This is a genomic window from Rhizobium sp. SEMIA4064, from assembly GCF_003025035.1.
Lineage (GTDB): Bacteria > Pseudomonadota > Alphaproteobacteria > Rhizobiales > Rhizobiaceae > Rhizobium > Rhizobium paranaense.
On the sequence record NZ_PYJN01000022.1, the window covers coordinates 468,624 to 485,520 of the forward strand.

18 protein-coding genes are annotated in these 16,897 nt (G+C 61.4%); 16 read left to right on the plus strand and 2 right to left on the minus strand.

Going from position 1 to position 16,897, the window contains the following annotated elements; translation table 11 throughout:
* Nucleotides 1–6 precede the first annotated feature (6 nt).
* The 3 genes from rpmA to C9E91_RS19425 all read left to right on the plus strand — a co-directional run bounded on the left by rpmA (nucleotide 7) and on the right by C9E91_RS19425 (nucleotide 1,622).
* Nucleotides 7–276 (plus strand): 50S ribosomal protein L27, encoded by a 270-nt coding sequence (rpmA, locus tag C9E91_RS19415; RefSeq protein WP_028753734.1) that lies wholly within the window; start codon nucleotides 7–9, stop codon nucleotides 274–276.
* Between the two features lie 126 nt (nucleotides 277–402).
* On the plus strand, nucleotides 403–1,038 hold the full coding sequence (locus C9E91_RS19420; RefSeq protein ID WP_107109886.1) for a GNAT family N-acetyltransferase: 636 nt from the start codon (nucleotides 403–405) through the stop codon (nucleotides 1,036–1,038).
* Entirely contained in the window at nucleotides 1,035–1,622 is a 588-nt protein-coding gene (locus tag C9E91_RS19425; protein ID WP_107109887.1) for a GNAT family N-acetyltransferase, read from the plus strand. The genes C9E91_RS19420 and C9E91_RS19425 overlap by 4 nt, the downstream gene beginning before the upstream one ends.
* 44 nt (nucleotides 1,623–1,666) lie before the next feature.
* Here the strand turns inward: C9E91_RS19425 and C9E91_RS19430 are convergent, their stop codons facing one another.
* Nucleotides 1,667–2,518, minus strand: coding sequence for an endonuclease/exonuclease/phosphatase family protein (locus C9E91_RS19430; RefSeq protein WP_107109888.1), 852 nt, complete (start codon nucleotides 2,516–2,518; stop codon nucleotides 1,667–1,669).
* A 181-nt stretch (nucleotides 2,519–2,699) separates the two neighbouring features.
* Here C9E91_RS19430 and obgE point away from each other — a divergent pair, with 181 nt between their 5' ends.
* The 7 genes from obgE (at nucleotide 2,700) to modC (ending at nucleotide 10,217) form a co-directional block, all read left to right on the plus strand.
* A complete protein-coding gene (gene obgE / locus C9E91_RS19435; RefSeq protein ID WP_107109889.1) occupies nucleotides 2,700–3,821 on the plus strand; it encodes a GTPase ObgE in 1,122 nt (373 codons plus the stop codon).
* Nucleotides 3,818–4,987, plus strand: coding sequence for a glutamate 5-kinase (gene proB, locus C9E91_RS19440; RefSeq protein ID WP_107109890.1), 1,170 nt, complete (start codon nucleotides 3,818–3,820; stop codon nucleotides 4,985–4,987). Before obgE ends, proB begins: the two co-directional genes overlap by 4 nt.
* The gene (locus C9E91_RS19445; RefSeq protein ID WP_107109891.1) at nucleotides 4,980–6,263 is read left to right on the plus strand and encodes a glutamate-5-semialdehyde dehydrogenase; all 1,284 of its coding nucleotides are present in this window, start codon (nucleotides 4,980–4,982) and stop codon (nucleotides 6,261–6,263) included. Before proB ends, C9E91_RS19445 begins: the two co-directional genes overlap by 8 nt.
* Before the next feature lie 37 nt (nucleotides 6,264–6,300).
* Nucleotides 6,301–6,882, plus strand: a complete 582-nt coding sequence (locus C9E91_RS19450; protein WP_245407539.1) for a nicotinate-nucleotide adenylyltransferase — start codon at nucleotides 6,301–6,303, stop codon at nucleotides 6,880–6,882.
* A gap of 678 nt (nucleotides 6,883–7,560) precedes the next feature.
* Nucleotides 7,561–8,358 (plus strand): molybdate ABC transporter substrate-binding protein, encoded by a 798-nt coding sequence (gene modA, locus C9E91_RS19455; RefSeq protein WP_107109893.1) that lies wholly within the window; start codon nucleotides 7,561–7,563, stop codon nucleotides 8,356–8,358.
* Between the two features lie 87 nt (nucleotides 8,359–8,445).
* Nucleotides 8,446–9,147 carry a molybdate ABC transporter permease subunit gene (gene modB, locus C9E91_RS19460; protein ID WP_107109894.1) on the plus strand — a complete coding sequence of 234 codons (702 nt, stop codon included), beginning with the start codon at nucleotides 8,446–8,448 and terminating at the stop codon, nucleotides 9,145–9,147.
* Nucleotides 9,144–10,217 carry a molybdenum ABC transporter ATP-binding protein gene (gene modC, locus C9E91_RS19465; protein ID WP_107109895.1) on the plus strand — a complete coding sequence of 358 codons (1,074 nt, stop codon included), beginning with the start codon at nucleotides 9,144–9,146 and terminating at the stop codon, nucleotides 10,215–10,217. The genes modB and modC overlap by 4 nt, the downstream gene beginning before the upstream one ends.
* Nucleotides 10,218–10,223: 6 nt before the next feature.
* On the opposite strand, the gene C9E91_RS19470 is transcribed toward modC, so the two are convergent.
* Nucleotides 10,224–10,616: a winged helix-turn-helix domain-containing protein gene (locus tag C9E91_RS19470; protein ID WP_107109896.1), complete on the minus strand. Its 393-nt coding sequence runs from the start codon at nucleotides 10,614–10,616 to the stop codon at nucleotides 10,224–10,226.
* Between the two features lie 274 nt (nucleotides 10,617–10,890).
* On the opposite strand from C9E91_RS19470, the gene rsfS reads away from it, so the two are divergent.
* From rsfS to C9E91_RS19500, 6 genes are all read left to right on the plus strand, one after another.
* Entirely contained in the window at nucleotides 10,891–11,337 is a 447-nt protein-coding gene (rsfS, locus tag C9E91_RS19475; RefSeq protein WP_107109958.1) for a ribosome silencing factor, read from the plus strand.
* A 115-nt stretch (nucleotides 11,338–11,452) separates the two neighbouring features.
* Nucleotides 11,453–11,935, plus strand: coding sequence for a 23S rRNA (pseudouridine(1915)-N(3))-methyltransferase RlmH (gene rlmH / locus C9E91_RS19480; RefSeq protein WP_107109897.1), 483 nt, complete (start codon nucleotides 11,453–11,455; stop codon nucleotides 11,933–11,935).
* A 180-nt stretch (nucleotides 11,936–12,115) separates the two neighbouring features.
* Nucleotides 12,116–13,591: a murein hydrolase activator EnvC family protein gene (locus tag C9E91_RS19485; RefSeq protein WP_414124100.1), complete on the plus strand. Its 1,476-nt coding sequence runs from the start codon at nucleotides 12,116–12,118 to the stop codon at nucleotides 13,589–13,591.
* Nucleotides 13,581–14,909, plus strand: a complete 1,329-nt coding sequence (locus tag C9E91_RS19490; protein ID WP_104824886.1) for a S41 family peptidase — start codon at nucleotides 13,581–13,583, stop codon at nucleotides 14,907–14,909. Before C9E91_RS19485 ends, C9E91_RS19490 begins: the two co-directional genes overlap by 11 nt.
* Before the next feature lie 221 nt (nucleotides 14,910–15,130).
* The gene (locus C9E91_RS19495; protein ID WP_107109899.1) at nucleotides 15,131–16,315 is read left to right on the plus strand and encodes a divergent polysaccharide deacetylase family protein; all 1,185 of its coding nucleotides are present in this window, start codon (nucleotides 15,131–15,133) and stop codon (nucleotides 16,313–16,315) included.
* 16 nt (nucleotides 16,316–16,331) lie between these two features.
* A complete protein-coding gene (locus C9E91_RS19500) occupies nucleotides 16,332–16,871 on the plus strand; it encodes an RNA pyrophosphohydrolase (RefSeq protein WP_107109900.1) in 540 nt (179 codons plus the stop codon).
* Nucleotides 16,872–16,897: the final 26 nt, after the last annotated feature.

The window sequence follows — 16,897 nt, forward strand, 5'->3', positions numbered from 1 at the left end:
ACTCCAATGGCACACAAAAAAGCTGGCGGTTCCTCGCGCAACGGTCGCGATTCCGAATCCAAGCGCCTTGGCGTGAAGAAGTTCGGCGGCGAAGCCGTCCTCGCAGGCAACATCATCGTGCGTCAGCGCGGTACGCAGTGGCATCCGGGTTCCAACGTTGGCCTCGGCAAGGATCACACGATTTTTGCGCTTACGGCGGGCAACGTGAACTACCGTACGAAGGCCAATGGCCGCGTGTACGTATCTGTAATGCCGAAAGCGGAAGCAGCGGAATAAGCCGGTAGCGCTCTAAAACAGCCGGCGTCTCATCGACCCGGCTGACGCATCAGGTTCAGTCAAGAAAAAAGGGGAGATGGGGCGCCATCTCCCCTTTTTCTTTACCCCAACCAGGAGGACTGAACCATGCAAGGCGAATTGTTAAGGGAAGACCAATCGAGGTCTCCCGAAGAACGGCTGAGGCCGGAGCGGTTAAGGACCGATTGCCCTGTCTTATTGTCGGAAAGGCTCGTCATGCGCGCGCCCCACGAAGAAGACATTGACGCCCTTGCCCATCTCGCCAACAACGCCAACGTCGCCACAATGGTATCGCGTATGCCGCACCCGTATACGACCAATGATGCCGCCGATTTCGTGCGACGCACGAAGCTTGGCGAGATTGGCAAGTGCGTCTATGCGATCACCAAAGCCGAAAACGGCGCCTTTCTCGGTTGCTGCGGCGTCGAGCCGACGGCCGACCCAGAGACCGTCGAGATCGGCTATTGGCTGGGCGAGCCCTATTGGAACAAGGGCTACATGACGGAAGCCGCCCATGCCCTGATCGACATGGTCTTCCGGACGCGCGAAAACGTCGCCCAGATCGATGCCCGTTGCCGGGTGATGAACGTCGCCTCCAGGCGAGTCTTGCAGAAGTGCGGCTTCCAGTTCCAGGGATCCGGCCTTGCCGCATCGCTGGCGCTTGGCAGCACGGTATCGGTCGAATGGTACCGGCTCGACCGCAAGACCTGGATGTCATTGCGTAGCTGGGGAGGTCTGAGATGAACGCCGCCATCCTCCCCCGCCGTGACGTCAGGCCCCTGACGCCCGGACCGACGCCGGTCATCCGGACCGAGCGGCTGACGCTGCGCCCGCACCGGCTCGGCGACGCCGACTCGATGACGGAATCCCTGTCGGATTTCGCCGTCACCCGCATGCTGGCCCGTGTGCCGGTGCCATACGACCGACAGGATGCGCTGGATTGGCTGATCCCGCGCACCGCCGGCCTCGAGAGCGACTGGATGCTGGCCATCACCGAGCGCGACGATGTCCATATCGGCTGCGTCGGCATCGATCTCCGGCATGGCCGCTGGCATCTCGGCTACTGGCTGAACCGCTACTACTGGCGGCGCGGCATCATGAGCGAGGCTGTCGCGGCCGCGCTCGAGCGCTTCGCCCGTCGCATGCCCGAGGTCGCCGTGTTCTCCGGCGTCTTCGCCGACAATCCGGCGTCGTTGAAGCTGCAGCAGAAGCTCGGCTTCGACATCATCGGCTGCGCGGAGGTCTACAGCTTCGCCCGCAACACCATGGTTCCGCATATCGAAACCGTGCTGAAGCCGGGCGCGCTGCGGCTCTCGCAGGCGGCATGAGGCCCCGAAACAGTCATCGCCGGCTCTGTCCGGCGATGACACCTTTATCCGTCGATCTCAATCCACACCGGAAAATGATCGGACCCTTCCGCATCGATATCCACATGGGCCGATCGCAGACGATCACTGAGCCCGCAACTGATGAAGCAATAGTCGAGATGCATGCGCTTGCTACGATCGTTCGGATCCATCCAGCTATAAGCTTCCGGCTTCAGCCAGCCGGCGGCATCGAGCGCGTCGGTCGGCACGTCGAAGCGCGGCAGACGGCCGTAGAAGGCGTCTTTCAGGCCGGCAAGCGCACAATATTCCGGCGATTCCGGCACCATGTTGAAATCGCCCATCAGGACAAAATCCTCCGGCAGCGGCGGATCGGGGAGGTCGATCTCGATTGCGCCTGTCAGCGAACCGCCATCGCGCGCAAAGTTGATCGCATGATCCCGAAGACAGTGGATCTGGCGGATGCGCTCGTCCGGAGAGACGTGGTCGAGCTGCACGGAATAGGCCCGGATGGCGGCGCCGGGCGCATGGATCACCGCCTCGACGGCAGCGCGCTGCAGATTGAGTTTGGAAAGCGTGCGGCTGCGCGGCAGAAGCAACGTCCGTGTCGCAACGATCGGCCAGCGCGACAGCACCATATTGCCGAACTGAAAGCGGAGATCGCGTGGACCGGCGCCGAGCGGCAGCAGGTCCATCCCCACCCCATAGATGGAGTAATAGCCGGGCAGCAACGCTTCGATCGCCGCGACCATGTCGATGCCGCCGTTGCGGGCGAAGCCGCGGGTTACCTCCTGCAAGGCAATAATATCGGCGCCCGCAAGGTTGGCGACGATGCGTTCGAGATCATATCTACCGTCGAGGCCGAAGCCGTACTGGATGTTATAGCTCACCAACTTCACGATAATCTTTGACCTCCGGCTGAACGGCCTATATCGAAGGCGACATGACGGGCAAATGACCGCGCCGCCTGTCCTGGCGGACATGCAGAGGACGCGGTAACAATTGAAAAGAGCGCAGAGGCTTTCTTGAATCCCATTCGATCTCAGGGGTTATGCGCCAATACCGAGTGACGGAAGTAAAATGAAATTTCTCGACGAAGCAAAGGTCTATATTCGGTCTGGTGATGGCGGCGCGGGTAGCGTCTCCTTCCGGCGTGAGAAATTCATCGAGTTCGGCGGTCCCGACGGCGGTGATGGCGGCCGCGGCGGCGATGTCTGGGTCGAGGCTGTCAACGGGCTGAATACGCTGATCGATTTCCGCTATCAGCAGCATTTCAAGGCCACGATCGGCATGCACGGCATGGGCAAGAACCGCGCCGGCGCCAAGGGCGCCGACGTGACGCTGAAGGTCCCGGTTGGCACGCAGATTTTCGAGGAAGACGAAGAAACCCTGATCTGCGACCTGACGCAGGAGGGCCAGCGCTTTCGTCTCGCCGCCGGCGGCAATGGCGGCTTCGGCAACGCCTATTTCAAATCCTCGGTCAATCAGGCGCCCGATTGGGCCAATCCCGGCCTGCCGGGCGAGGAAAAGACCATTTGGCTGCGGTTGAAGCTGATTGCCGATGCCGGTCTCGTCGGCCTGCCGAATGCCGGCAAGTCGACCTTCCTTGCCGCCGTCAGCCGCGCCCGGCCGAAGATAGCCAACTATCCGTTCACGACTCTTCATCCCAATCTCGGCGTCGCCACCATCGACAGCCAGGAATTCATTCTGGCCGATATTCCCGGCCTGATCGAAGGCGCGCATGAGGGTGTGGGCATCGGCGACCGTTTTCTCGGTCATGTCGAGCGCACCCGCGTGCTGCTGCATCTCGTCTCCGCCCAGGAAGAAAAGGTCGGCAAGGCCTACAAGACCGTCAAGCACGAGCTGGAAGCCTATGGCAACGACATCACCGACAAGCCGGAGATCGTCGCACTGTCGCAGATCGACGTGCTGGACGACGAAACTCTGAAGAAGAAGACCCGCGAACTGGCGCGCGCCTGCGGCAAGACGCCGTTCCGCATTTCCGCCATCACCGGCAGCGGCATGACCGAGGTGCTGCGCGCTTTGCGTGACGTGATCGTCGAGGCGAATGCAGGCATCCAGGAAGAGAAGCCGGCGAAAGCGCCGAAGCTGCGCCACCGCGACATGCAGCCCTCCGCCGGTGCGGACGAAGATGAAGGCGATCATGGGCGCCTCAGTGACGACGGGGATTATCAGGGATGACTGCCCGCAAGCCACTCGAGCGCTACCGCCGTATCGTCATCAAGATCGGCTCCGCCCTTCTCGTCGACCGCAAGGCAGGCCTGAAGAAGGCCTGGCTTGATGGCATGTGCGCCGATATTGCCGGGTTGAAGGCCAAAGGCGTCGATGTCCTCGTCGTCTCCTCCGGCGCCATTGCGCTCGGCCGATCCGTGCTCGACCTGCCCTCCGGCGCGCTGAAGCTGGAGGAAAGCCAGGCAGCGGCCGCCGTCGGTCAGATTTCTCTGGCGCGCGCCTGGTCCGAAAGCCTGTCGCATGACGATATCGTCGCCGGCCAGATCCTGCTGACGCTCGGCGACACCGAAGAGCGCCGCCGCTATCTCAACGCCCGCGCCACCATCAATCAGCTCCTGAAGATCAGGGCCGTGCCGATCATCAACGAAAACGACACGGTCGCCACCAGCGAAATCCGCTATGGCGACAATGATCGCCTCGCCGCCCGCGTCGCCACCATGACCGGCGCCGACCTGTTGATCCTGCTGTCCGACATTGATGGGCTCTACACTGCTCCGCCGCATCTCGATACGCAGGCAAAATTCCTCGAAACGATCGCCGAGATCACGCCGGACATCGAAGCCATGGCCGGCGGCGCCGCTTCGGAACTGTCGCGTGGCGGCATGCGCACCAAGATCGATGCCGGCAAGATCGCGACCGGCGCCGGCTGCGCCATGATCATCGCCTCGGGCAAGACGGATCGGCCGTTGAACGCCATCGCAAACGGCGCGCGCTCCTCCTGGTTCGCGCCTTCGGGCACGCCGGTCACCGCCCGCAAGACCTGGATTGCCGGACAGTTGCAGCCGGCCGGTGAGCTGCATGTCGACGAGGGCGCCGTCACCGCGCTCGGAGCCGGCAAGAGCCTGCTGCCCGCCGGCGTGCGCAGCATCGTCGGCCATTTCAGCCGCGGCGACACCATTGCCGTCATCGGCCCGTCCGGCCGGGAAATCGCCCGTGGCCTTGTCGGTTACGATGCCGAGGAGGCCCGCCAGATCACCGGCCGCAAGTCGACGGAGATCGAGGCGATCCTCGGTTACCCCGGCCGCGCCGCCATGGTGCACCGCGACGACCTCGTCATGACTGCGTCCGTCAAGACGAAGGCCGAGAAATTGAAGAAGGATGAAGCCCATGCTTGATACCGTCGCACAAAGCCCCGACATCGATACTTTGATGAACGATATCGGCCGCAAGGCCCGGGCTGCGTCGCGACCTCTGGCCTTCGCTTCGACCGAGAGCAAGAACAAGGCCTTGGAAGCCATGGCGGATGCCATTCTGGCCCGCAAGGATCATATCCTTACCGAGAACGCCAAGGACCTGAAAGACGTCGAAGGCACGGATATGCTCGCCTCCTTCGTCGATCGCCTGACGCTGAACGACAAGCGCGTCATCGAGATGGCCGAAGGCATTCGCGCCATCGCCGCACTGGCCGATCCCGTGGGTGAAGTCATCGCCGCCTGGGATCGTCCGAACGGCCTGAAGATCGAGCGTGCGCGCACCCCGCTCGGCGTCATCGGCGTTATCTTCGAAAGCCGGCCGAACGTCACCGCCGATGCCGGCGCGCTGTGCCTGAAGGCCGGCAATGCCGTGATCCTGCGCTGCGGCAGCGATTCGCGCCGGTCGTCCCAGGCGATTCATGAATGCCTGGTCGAAGGGCTGAAGGCGGCGGGCCTGCCGGAGCACGCCATTCAGCTCGTGCCCGTCAGCGACCGCGCCGCCGTCGGCGCCATGCTGCGCGGCCTCGAAGGCAATATCGACGTTATCGTGCCGCGCGGCGGCAAGAGCCTCGTCGCTCGCGTCCAGACCGAGGCAGGCGTGCCGGTCTTCGCGCATCTGGAAGGCCTCTGCCACATCTACATCGATGCCTCGGCCGATCTGGAAATGGCTAAATCCATCGTCGTCAACGCCAAGATGCGCCGCACGGGCATCTGCGGCGCGGCCGAAACGCTGCTGGTCGATTCGAAGGTCGCTTCCACCCATTTGAAGCCGCTGCTCGATGGCCTTGCCGCGGCAGGCTGCGAAATCCGCGGTTCCGCCGATGTGCTCAAGCTGATGCCCGGCCTCAAGGCGGCAACGGAAGAGGACTGGTCGACCGAATATCTGGCCGCGATCATCTCGGTCGCGCTGGTCGACGGCATTTCCGGCGCCATCGCCCATATCGGCAAATATTCGTCGAACCACACCGAAGCCGTGATTGCCGAGGATGCCGCAGTCGTCGAACGCTTCTTCACCGAGATCGATTCGGCGATCCTGCTGCACAACGCCTCGACGCAATTTGCCGATGGCGGCGAGTTCGGCATGGGCGCGGAGATCGGCATCGCCACCGGCAAGATGCATGCGCGCGGGCCGGTCGGCGTGGAACAGCTTACCTCCTTCAAATATCGCGTGCGCGGCACCGGACAGATACGGGCCTGACGTGCATAGAGAAGAGATCGATTACCGCTATCAGCGCATGCCACATGCCGAACGCGGCATGGTAGTCGGTCTTTTCGGCGGCTCCTTCAATCCGCCGCATCAGGGCCATGCCCTGGTGGCTGAAATCGCACTCCGCCGGCTCGGCCTCGACCAACTCTGGTGGATGGTAACGCCGGGCAATCCGCTGAAGAGCCGTAATCATCTCGCGCCGCTTGCCGAACGCATCGCGCTCAGCGAGGCGATCACCCATGATCCGCGCATCAAGGTGACGGCTTTCGAGCAGACGCTCGGTATGAGCTACACGGCCAATACGCTCGCCTACGTCAAGGCGCGCAATACCCACGTTCACTTCATCTGGGTCATGGGCGCCGATAGCCTCAATACGTTTCACCGCTGGCAGAAATGGCAGGAGATTGCCCGCACCTTTCCGATCGCCGTCATCGACCGGCCGGGATCGACGCTGTCCTATCTCTCCGCAAAAATGGCCAAGACGTTTCACTACGCGCGCGTCGACGAGGACGACGCCCGGGTCTTGTGGAAAAAACCGGCGCCCGCCTGGACCTTCATCCACGGCCGGCGCTCGACATTGAGCTCTACCGCCCTGCGCGCAGCACAATGACCGCTTAGAGCAGTTCCAGGAAAAGTGCGCAGCGGTTTTCCGTCCGGAATGCGTCAAAACAAAGGGATAGAGCGGGAAGGCAATTCCTTGAAACGCTGGACCGCTCTGGACGCAATATCGACTCTAAATTTTTCGGAAAAACCTCCAAAATGAAAAAGCCCGACGGGGGAGGAGATCCGTCGGGCTTTCAAACCTGATCAGCAACTGGGAGGAGGAGAGTTGCTGATCCATATCGAAAGGCATTGGGAGGAGGAGATCGCCGTTTCGATGATTATGTTTTAGCAGATTTGACCAAATGATAAAACGCTGATAGCGCAATGCAGCAATGCATTATCATCATAGCTATGAAAACGATCTGCCCAAAAACGCTTCTTTTTCATGATCTGACCAGGAACCCTGGGCTGTCTCAAGAATAGCACGCCTGAAAACTCCTGTGAAATTGCACGATTCTTAACGTTACGTCTTACGCCGTGAGCGTTTGCCAGTGCGCTGAGCGAATCAAGCCATGCATTTCTGCAGTAACAAAGCAGCCCAATATGCGCCCCAAAGGCAAATCCCTATAAAATTCGTAGAGTTACGTCCCTCAACAACGCTATGTTTTCCAAAATATATCCCTAGCCAAGCTTCTTCGGTCGTTATATCTCTCGCAATACGACGACACCTTTCGGGAGAAGCATGATGGCCTCGAGCCGCCGCCAATGGATCAAACTTGCAATCGCCGCCCTTTCCGCCGCCTGGCTTGGCATATCCGCAATTCCTGCGCCGGCCTTTGCCGCCGACAAGATCACCGTCTTTGCCGCTGCGAGCATGAAAAACGCGCTGGATAACATCGACGCTGCCTTCACCAAGGAAACCGGCAAGCAGGTCACCGTCTCCTATGCAGCAAGCGGACCTCTGGCCAAGCAGCTCGAAAACGGTGCGCCGGCCGACGTCTTCATCTCCGCCGACACCGACTGGATGGACTATGTCGCCAAGAAAAAGCTGATCAAGGACGACAGCCGCGTCAACCTGCTCGGCAACAAGATCGTTCTCGTCTCCGCCAAGGACAAGGCTAAGCCCGTCGAGGTGAAGCAGGGTATGGACCTTGCAGGCCTTCTCGGCGATGGACGCCTGGCGATCGGCCAGCCGGAATCGGTGCCGGCAGGCAAATACGGCAAAGCGGCGCTGGAAAAGCTTGGCGTCTGGTCTTCCGTCGAGAAGAAGGTCGCCGGTGCTGAAAGCGTGCGCGCCGCGCTCGCGCTGGTTTCACGCGGCGAAGCGCCCTACGGCATCGTCTACCAGACCGACGTTTCCGCCGATCCGGGCGTCGCCGTCGTCGGCACCTTTCCGGAAGACAGCCATCCGCCGATCATCTATCCGATCGCGATCACGGCCAGCAGCACCAATCCAGACACGCAGGCCTATGTCGATTATCTGAAATCGGCTAAGGCTGTTCCGTTCTTCGAGCATGAAGGCTTTACGGTTCTGAAGCGCTGAGCGCTATCGCTCGACCGTAGGCAAAAAGCTCATCTCTACAGGCTCGCCGGCTAATGGCGGGCCTGACATGTCTTTGCGAGGCCGGACTTGGACGCATTGGGTTTGAGCAGCGATGAATGGACGGCGATCGAGCTGAGCCTGCGCGTCTCGACCGTCGCCATGCTGGTGAGCCTGCCCTTCGGCATTGCCGCCGCGATGGTGCTTGCGCGCGGTAAATTCTGGGGTAAATCGATCTTCAACGGCATCATCCACCTGCCGCTGATCCTGCCGCCCGTCGTCACCGGCTTTATCCTCCTCATCCTCTTTGGCCGCAAAGGCCCGATCGGTGCTTTGCTCGACCAATATCTCGGTATCGTCTTCTCCTTCCGCTGGACCGGCGCAGCACTTGCCTGCGGCGTGATGGGCTTTCCGCTGATGGTCAGAAGCATCCGCCTGTCGATCGAAGCGGTCGATCGCAAACTTGAGGAGGCCGCTGGTACGCTTGGTGCCAGCCCGCTCTGGATATTCCTCACCGTGACCTTGCCGCTGATCCTGCCCGGCATCATCGCCGGCATGATCCTGTCCTTCGCCAAGGCCATGGGCGAATTCGGCGCCACCATCACCTTCGTCTCCAACATTCCAGGCGAAACACAGACGCTGTCGTCGGCGATCTACACCTTTACGCAGGTTCCCGGCGGCGATGCCGGTGCGCTGCGGCTGACGATCGTCGCCATCGTCATTTCCATGGTGGCATTGCTCGCCTCCGAATTCCTCGCTTATCTCGCCGGCAAGAGGGTGGATTGGGAATGACGCTGACCGTCGACATCCGCCATCGATTGGGCGCTTTCTCGCTCGAGGCCGCTTTCACTTCCGACGGCGGCGTCACGGCCCTGTTCGGCCGCTCCGGCTCCGGCAAGACCTCGATCATCCGCATCATCGCCGGCCTGATCCAACCCGATCATGGCCGCGTCGACCTTGATGGCACAGTGCTCGCAGATACCGACGCCGATGTCTTCGTCCCGCGCCACCGCCGCCATTTCGGCTATGTCTTTCAGGAAGCGCGGCTGTTTCCGCATCTTTCCGTGCGGCAGAACCTGAATTACGGCCGGTGGTTCGCGCCGAAGAGCGCACGCAGCGAAAGCTTCGATGGAGTCGTCGATCTCCTCGGCATCGAAACGCTTCTCGATCGACGGCCTGCGAAACTTTCCGGCGGCGAAAAGCAGCGTGTCGCCATCGGTCGCGCCCTGCTGTCGTCACCGCGGTTGCTGCTGATGGACGAACCGCTGGCCGCACTCGACGAGGCCCGCAAAGCCGAGATCCTGCCCTATCTCGAACGGCTCCGCGACGAGACGAAGGTGCCGATCATCTATGTCAGCCATTCCATCGCCGAGGTAGCGCGGCTGGCCAACCGTGTCGTTATGATGCGCGACGGCAAGGTGGAGGCAACGGGAGCGGCGGTCGACATCTTCAGCCAGCTTTCCGGCCCGCAGGCTATCGACCGTCGCGAAGCCGGCGTTCTGCTCGAAGGCCGCGTGGAACATATCGACCGCGAGCACCGCCTGACCATCGTGGCGCTGAGAGCGGCAAAGCTCTTCGTACCCGGCGAAGCGGCTGCAATCGGCAAGACCGTTCGCGTCCATATCCCCGCCCGCGACGTCATACTGGCAACGGCGCGGCCAGAAGGTCTCAGCGCCCTCAATATCCTCGAAGGCCGGGTGCTTGCCATTGGCACAGCCGCCGACGGCACCGTGGAAGTAAAGGTGGATTGCGGCGGCGACACCGTACTTGCCCGCATCACGCAGTTTTCGTCTGAACGGTTGGGTCTGCAGATCGGATTGCCCGTCCATGCGGTCATCAAGACCGTAGCGCTCGAATCGTAAGCGCGATCAGGACTCTGTTTGCGGCTCTGCGGCGGCCTCTGCGGGGTTGCGATTGGCCTCCAGCCATTCGAGATCGCCGGCAATCGCTGCCCGTACAGAGTTCTCCATGCCGCGGAACCGCCGCAGTAATTCCTCGCCGAACGGCGTTAATGCAGCGCCGCCGCCATTCTGGCCGCCGCGCTGGGATTCGACCACCGGCTCCTGGAACATATGGTTCAATTCGCTGATCAGCAGCCAGGCGCGGCGATAGGACATGTCCATGGCCCGGCCGGCCGCCGAGATCGAGCCGGTTTCGCGAATATGTTCAAGCAGTTCCATCTTGCCGCGACCAAGCCGGTCCTGTCCCGGAAAATTGATCCGGAGAATGGGCTTCAGGGACTGTTGCGGGGCTTTGGTCATGGCGTCGGAGCGTTTCGATCTGCTCCTGTGTATACGCGTCCTTGGCTCGCCTGTACATGGGAAGCGGGAGGGCGGCGGCCTCTGCCGAATTTTACATCACCTAACGTGAGTTGGCGCCTCCGTTGAGGAGTTGCGTGGACAATTGCCCATATATGGTGCGAAAGCGGTGAAAAATACCACAAAAGCTTGTCTTTACGTCCAATAGATGACAACCAGCGTCTTGAAACCTTAATGCTTTGGTGCCTATCTTTAAGGCGTGATCGACTCAGATCATGTGCCTGTTCTGTTACTCAAGGAAGGAAGAGCACTGACAACAGTACACGCCAAGGGAAGAACGCCTGTCGTTATCCCGAAGAGCCCGGAACGTGGCGTCGATGCCGCTGCCCGCGCCCTGCAAGCCGTCCTCGTAAGCCTCGAGGACTCCAAGGCCGAAAATATCGTCACCATCAACATTGCTGGCAAGTCCGCGCTTGGAGACCACATGGTCGTCGTCTCCGGACGCTCGAACCGGCATGTCCTGGCGATCGCCGACCATCTGATCACCGACCTCAAGGACGAAGGCCTGGGCAATGCCCGCGTCGAAGGCCTGGAAGGCGGCGACTGGGTGCTGATCGACACGGGTGACATCATCATTCACGTGTTCCGTCCCGAGATTCGCGAGTTCTACAACATCGAAAAGATGTGGGCAGCACCCGATCTCGACGAAGGCACGCTGCACTAACCTGTTCCGGGCATTATTCCCGGTCCCGGTTAGTAGTATCGAATCGCCGGACATGTTTGTCCGGCAACGATCTATATTTGTGCCGCCATGATGGCGGATATGCTTGGGAGCGGGAATGCGGATAGGTCTTTTTGCCGTGGGACGGTTGAAAACCGGCCCTGAAAAGGATCTTGCGGCCCGCTATCTCGACCGTTTCGCCAAGGCTGGTCCGGCAATCGGCCTCGAATTGGCGCGCATGACCGAAGTCGCCGAAAGCCGCGCATCCAACGGCGAGACGCGCAAGCGCGAAGAAGCGGTCCTGTTGCAGAAAGCGCATCCGGACGGCGGCGTCCTCATCCTCCTCGACGAGCGCGGCAAGGCGCTAGACAGCGAAGCCTTTGCCACTTTGCTCGGCACATTCCGCGATCAGGGCAAGCGCGATCTTACGATTGCCATCGGCGGTGCCGACGGTCTCGACCCCTCCCTTTACGACAAGGCCGACGCGACCATCTGCCTCGGCAAAATGACCTGGCCGCACCAGCTTGTGCGCATTCTCATCGCCGAACAGCTCTACCGCGCCGTCACCATTCTGTCCGGCCACCCGTACCACCGGGTTTGATGTCTTCTGCTTGGAATCGAAAAGCTCGAAAACAGTTTGGCTTTCCGATATTTTGCGTTAACGGAACGCTCACACAGGCGTGTTTTGATTCCCGCCGCAAAATTGATGATGCTTCCTAGATAATCGCGCCAAACCGGTTTAATTTCACGCGATTTGAAGGGGCTAAGCCCAAACGACTGGATGAGAAAAACCCCGCCCACGCTTTTCCGCTTGCTGCTGCCCTCCCTGGCAGTGTGCCTTGGCGTCGGCGTCTATCTGGAAAGTCCGTTTCAATTCCGGGACATGGCCCTGGCGCAGGAAGATGACGGTGCTTCGCCCGCTCTCGCGCCAACCAAAGACGATCAGCCCGTCGCCACATCGACCGCACCATCGGCGCAGCAGCCGGAACAGGCGCCAGATCCGGCCGCCGACCTTGCTCGGAAGCGCGACCAGACCCGCGCCGAGCTGCAGGAATTATCAAAGACGATCAGCCTTTCCTCCGACAAGACGAAAGCCCTGGAAGACAGCATCGCTTCGCTCGACAAGAGCACCGACAGCCTGCGCCAAGCGTTGATTGACAGCGCCGCCCGCCGAAGGGATATGGACCGCAAGATTCAGCAGAGCGAAAAGACGCTGACCGATCTCGCGGTCAAGGAAGACAAGATCCGCCAATCGCTGCATGAGCGCCGTGCGCTGCTGGCCGAAGTTCTGGGCGCGCTGGAACGCATGGGCCGCAACCCGCCGCCGGCGCTGCTGGTGACGCCCGACGATGCGCTTGCTTCCGTGCGTAGCGCCATCCTGCTCGGCGCCGTCGTTCCCGGCATGCGCAAGGAGACGGACAAGCTCATCGCCGACCTCACCGATCTCACCAAGCTGCATGCCGCCACCGCGGCAGAAAAGGCTGATCTCACGGCCACCATGACCAACAGTCTGGAGGAAGAACGGCGCATGGACATGCTGATCGCCGAAAACGACAAGCTCAGCCATGAGAACGCCGCCAAACTGGATGCCGAGCGCAAGCGTTCCGAGGAATTGGCGGGCCAGGCGACCAGTCTCGAGGGCCTCGTCGCGTCGCTGGAAAGCCAGATCGGCTCGGTGCGCGATGCCGCCGCCGCGGCCCGCGCGGAAGAGGCCCGCCGCGAGCAGATGACCGATCAGCAGCGCGAACAGGCAAAGGCCCTGGCCGAAAACGGTGTGCCCGATAAAAACCGCATTGCGCCCGCATATCCGTTTTCCGACCTTAAACGGAAATTGGAGCTGCCTGTGGCGGGTGATATTCTCCGCCAGTTCGGCGACGATGATGGTACGGGGCATACGGCGATGGGCCTGACCGTCGCAACCGGCCCCGATGTGCTCGTCACCGCTCCCGCCGATGGGACGGTCGTTTACGCCGGCGCGTTTCGCAGCTATGGCCAGATGGTTATTCTCGATACCGGCGACGGCTACCATATGGTGCTGTCGGGAATGGACGCGATCAAGACGCGTCTGGGCAAATTTGTCTTCGCTGGCGAACCGCTTGCTGTGATGGGCCAAAAAAGAGTCGCGAGCGCGACTGCATTGGCGCTGGAAACGGATCGGCCAACGCTTTACATTGAATTTCGAAAAGATGGGAAGCCGGTCGATTCTCGGCCTTGGTGGACCTCCAAAGACACTGGAAAGGCACGCAATGATACGTAGGGCTTCTCTTGTTCTCGTTGGCGCATTGATGGGTGCGACCGCGATGAGCGTCATCTACACGGCGGTAGCGCCGGCGGAAGCCGCAGGCGCTTCCACGTACAAGGAACTGTCGATTTTCGGCGACGTCTTTGAACGTGTGCGCGCGCAGTACGTAACGCCGCCCCAGGAAGACAAGCTTATTGAAGCCGCCATCAACGGCATGCTGTCCTCGCTGGACCCGCATTCGAGCTACATGAATGCCAAGGACGCCGACGATATGCGCACCCAGACCAAGGGTGAATTCGGCGGTCTCGGCATCGAAGTGACCATGGACAACGACCTGGTCAAGGTCATCACGCCGATCGACGACACGCCCGCCGCCAAAGCCGGTGTTCTCGCCGGCGACTACATCACCGCCATCGACGGCCAGTCGGTCCGCGGCCTCAAGCTGGAAGACGCCGTCGAGAAGATGCGCGGCGCCGTCAAGACGCCGATCAAGCTGACGCTGATGCGCAAGGGCGCCGACAAGCCGATCGAACTCACCATCATCCGTGACGTGATCGCCGTTGCTGCCGTCAAGTCGCGCGAAGAGGGCGGCGATGTCGGTTATCTCCGCATCATCTCCTTCACCGAAAAGACCACGCCGGACCTGGAAGCCGCGATCGCCAAGATCAAGAAGGATATCCCGGCTGACAAGTTGAAGGGCTATGTCCTCGACCTGCGCCTCAATCCGGGCGGTCTGCTCGACCAGGCGATCAACGTCGCTGACGATGTGCTGGAGCGTGGCGAAGTCGTCTCGACCCGCGGCCGCAACCCGGACGAAACCCGCCGCTTCAACGCCGGCCCGGGCGATCTGACCGACGGCAAGCCGATCATCGTGCTCATCAACGGCGGTTCGGCATCGGCATCGGAAATCGTTGCCGGCGCCCTGCAGGATCTGCGCCGCGCCACCGTTCTCGGCACCCAATCCTTCGGCAAGGGCTCCGTGCAGACCATCATCCCGCTTGGCGATGGCAACGGCGCGCTGCGTCTGACGACGGCGCTCTATTACACGCCGTCGGGCCGTTCGATCCAGGGCACCGGTATTACGCCTGACGTCAAGGTCGACGAGCCGCTGCCGGATGACCTGAAGGGCAAGCTGGTGACGGAAGGCGAATCCAGCCTGCCGGGCCACATCAAGGGCCAGAGCGAAACCGATCAGGGCTCCGGCTCGGCCGCCTACGTGCCGCCGGATCCGAAGGACGACGTCCAGCTCAACTACGCGCTCGACCTGTTGCGTGGCGCAAAGACCGACCCGTCCTTCCCGCCGAACCCGGAAAAGGCGGTTTCCTCCAAGTAAGGAAATAGCGCCGGGCTGGAAACAGACCCGGCGCGTTCATATCAAGAGCGAGGTGACTCATCTCATCTCGCTCTAACTATTTGAATAAGCAGGATCTTATTCGAAATCCATTTTGGATCTGCTTGAGTGTTTTGAATCTGGAGCGTCCTTCCGCTTTGATGGTTGCATGACAGCGGAAGGCACAGGGGCAGACAGTTTCCCTTTTGGGGTGGATACGGACTTTGGGAACGGATTTGCATGCACCGCTGGGCCAGAACCGCGGCTCTGGCCGCAAGCCGCGGCGTCCGCCCTTCGGGCGCATCCTCGCCGGCTTCTGCCTGATCGCGATCGCCAGTTTTTCGCTCTATTCGGCACTGCTGCGCGACAACCTGCAGAAAACTCCCCCCGTCGAGACCACAGCGAAGGTATCGCCGCCTCAAGCCGACGATAAGCAGGCTACAGCCGATCAAACCCCGGGCCTGAAGCAGGTCGATCCGCAATCCGGCGCCGATACGCATCGGGTCATCACCAGCGATGGTTCCGTTGTGACCATGTTCAGCCCGAACACCCGCGATGGCGATGGCCCCGTACTGATCAATGCCAATCAGGTCGGCCAGGATCCGCGCATGGCGGCAACGCCGAACGACAGCCTGCTGGAGGATTCGCCTTTCGGCAAGCTGCCGATTACCGCGCCCGGTGGCTTGAGACCGATGGACCAATATGCGCGGCCATGGTCCGGCGCCCGCGGCACGCGCATCGCCATCGTCGTCAGCGGCCTCGGCCTCAGCCAGACCGGCACGCAGCGCGCCATCGAGAAACTGCCGGAGGATATCACGCTCGCCTTTGCCGCCAGCGGCAACAGTCTGCAGCGCTGGATGCAGGAGGCGCGGCGGGGCGGCCATGAGATTCTGATCCAGGTACCTTTCGAGCCGTTCGATTATCCCAGCAACAATCCGGGACCGGATACGCTTCTGACCTCGCAGCCGGCGGCCAAGAATATCGAAGACCTGCACAAGGCCATGGCCGAAATCACCAATTATACCGGCGTGATGAACTATCTCGGCGGGCGATTCCTGTCGAATGCCGGCGCCATGGAACCCGTCATGCGCGATATCGGCAAGCGCGGCCTGCTGTTCCTCGACGACGGCTCCTCGGCGCAGTCCAAATCCGGTACTATCGCCAAGGCGCTGGAGATGCCGCATGCCTTTGCGGATCTGCAGCTCGACGGAGAATTGAAGCAGGATGCCATTCTGAAGAAGCTCGACGAGCTGGAGCGCATCGCGCGCCGCAATGGATCGGCAATCGGCGTTGCATCCGCTTTCGACGAGAGCGTCGACGCCATTAGCAAATGGAGCGAGGAGGCAGCCATGCGCGGCATTGAGATCGTCGCCGTCTCCGCCCTCGCCGACGACCCAAAACATCCCTGAGGCTTAGAGGATAATCATGAGCAAGAGCCACTTCCCCGTCAGAGCTGAAGACCTGCCCTATCGCGCTTGCGTCGGCATCATGGTGCTCAACCGCGATGGGCTGGTCTGGGCCGGCAAGCGCATCCCGGACGGCAATTCCGAATATGACGGCTCTCCGCATCTCTGGCAGATGCCGCAGGGTGGCATAGACGAGGGCGAAGACCCGCTGGCGGCGGCCTATCGCGAGCTCTACGAAGAGACCGGCATGAAGACCGTGACCCTGCTCGCCGAAGCCAAGGACTGGATCAATTACGATCTGCCGCCGCAGTTGATCGGCATCGGCCTCAGGGGAAAATTCCGCGGCCAGACCCAGCGCTGGTTCGCCTTCCGCTTCGACGGCGACGAGAGCGAAATCGCCATCAACCCGCCGCCTGGCGGTCATGAGCCGGAATTCGATGCCTGGGATTGGAAGCCGATGGCAGAGCTGCCCGGCCTGATCGTCGCGTTCAAACGGTCGGTCTACGAACAGGTCGTCGCCGAATTCCAACATCTGGCCGGTCTGAAGGCGGAAGATTGAGGGCGTTCCGGCCACCTTTCAGGCGG

What these genes read in the sequence shown, in the direction of transcription:
- rpmA (WP_028753734.1), top strand. Translation starts at nt 7, where the DNA reads ATGGCACACAAAAAAGCTGGCGGTTCCTCGCGCAACGGTCGCGATTCC.
- C9E91_RS19420 (WP_107109886.1), top strand. Translation starts at nt 403, where the DNA reads ATGCAAGGCGAATTGTTAAGGGAAGACCAATCGAGGTCTCCCGAAGAA.
- C9E91_RS19425 (WP_107109887.1), top strand. Translation starts at nt 1,035, where the DNA reads ATGAACGCCGCCATCCTCCCCCGCCGTGACGTCAGGCCCCTGACGCCC.
- obgE (WP_107109889.1), top strand. Translation starts at nt 2,700, where the DNA reads ATGAAATTTCTCGACGAAGCAAAGGTCTATATTCGGTCTGGTGATGGC.
- proB (WP_107109890.1), top strand. Translation starts at nt 3,818, where the DNA reads ATGACTGCCCGCAAGCCACTCGAGCGCTACCGCCGTATCGTCATCAAG.
- C9E91_RS19445 (WP_107109891.1), top strand. Translation starts at nt 4,980, where the DNA reads ATGCTTGATACCGTCGCACAAAGCCCCGACATCGATACTTTGATGAAC.
- C9E91_RS19450 (WP_245407539.1), top strand. Translation starts at nt 6,301, where the DNA reads ATGCCACATGCCGAACGCGGCATGGTAGTCGGTCTTTTCGGCGGCTCC.
- modA (WP_107109893.1), top strand. Translation starts at nt 7,561, where the DNA reads ATGGCCTCGAGCCGCCGCCAATGGATCAAACTTGCAATCGCCGCCCTT.
- modC (WP_107109895.1), top strand. Translation starts at nt 9,144, where the DNA reads ATGACGCTGACCGTCGACATCCGCCATCGATTGGGCGCTTTCTCGCTC.
- C9E91_RS19470 (WP_107109896.1), bottom strand. Translation starts at nt 10,616, where the DNA reads ATGACCAAAGCCCCGCAACAGTCCCTGAAGCCCATTCTCCGGATCAAT.
- rlmH (WP_107109897.1), top strand. Translation starts at nt 11,453, where the DNA reads ATGCGGATAGGTCTTTTTGCCGTGGGACGGTTGAAAACCGGCCCTGAA.
- C9E91_RS19485 (WP_414124100.1), top strand. Translation starts at nt 12,116, where the DNA reads ATGAGAAAAACCCCGCCCACGCTTTTCCGCTTGCTGCTGCCCTCCCTG.
- C9E91_RS19490 (WP_104824886.1), top strand. Translation starts at nt 13,581, where the DNA reads ATGATACGTAGGGCTTCTCTTGTTCTCGTTGGCGCATTGATGGGTGCG.
- C9E91_RS19500 (WP_107109900.1), top strand. Translation starts at nt 16,332, where the DNA reads ATGAGCAAGAGCCACTTCCCCGTCAGAGCTGAAGACCTGCCCTATCGC.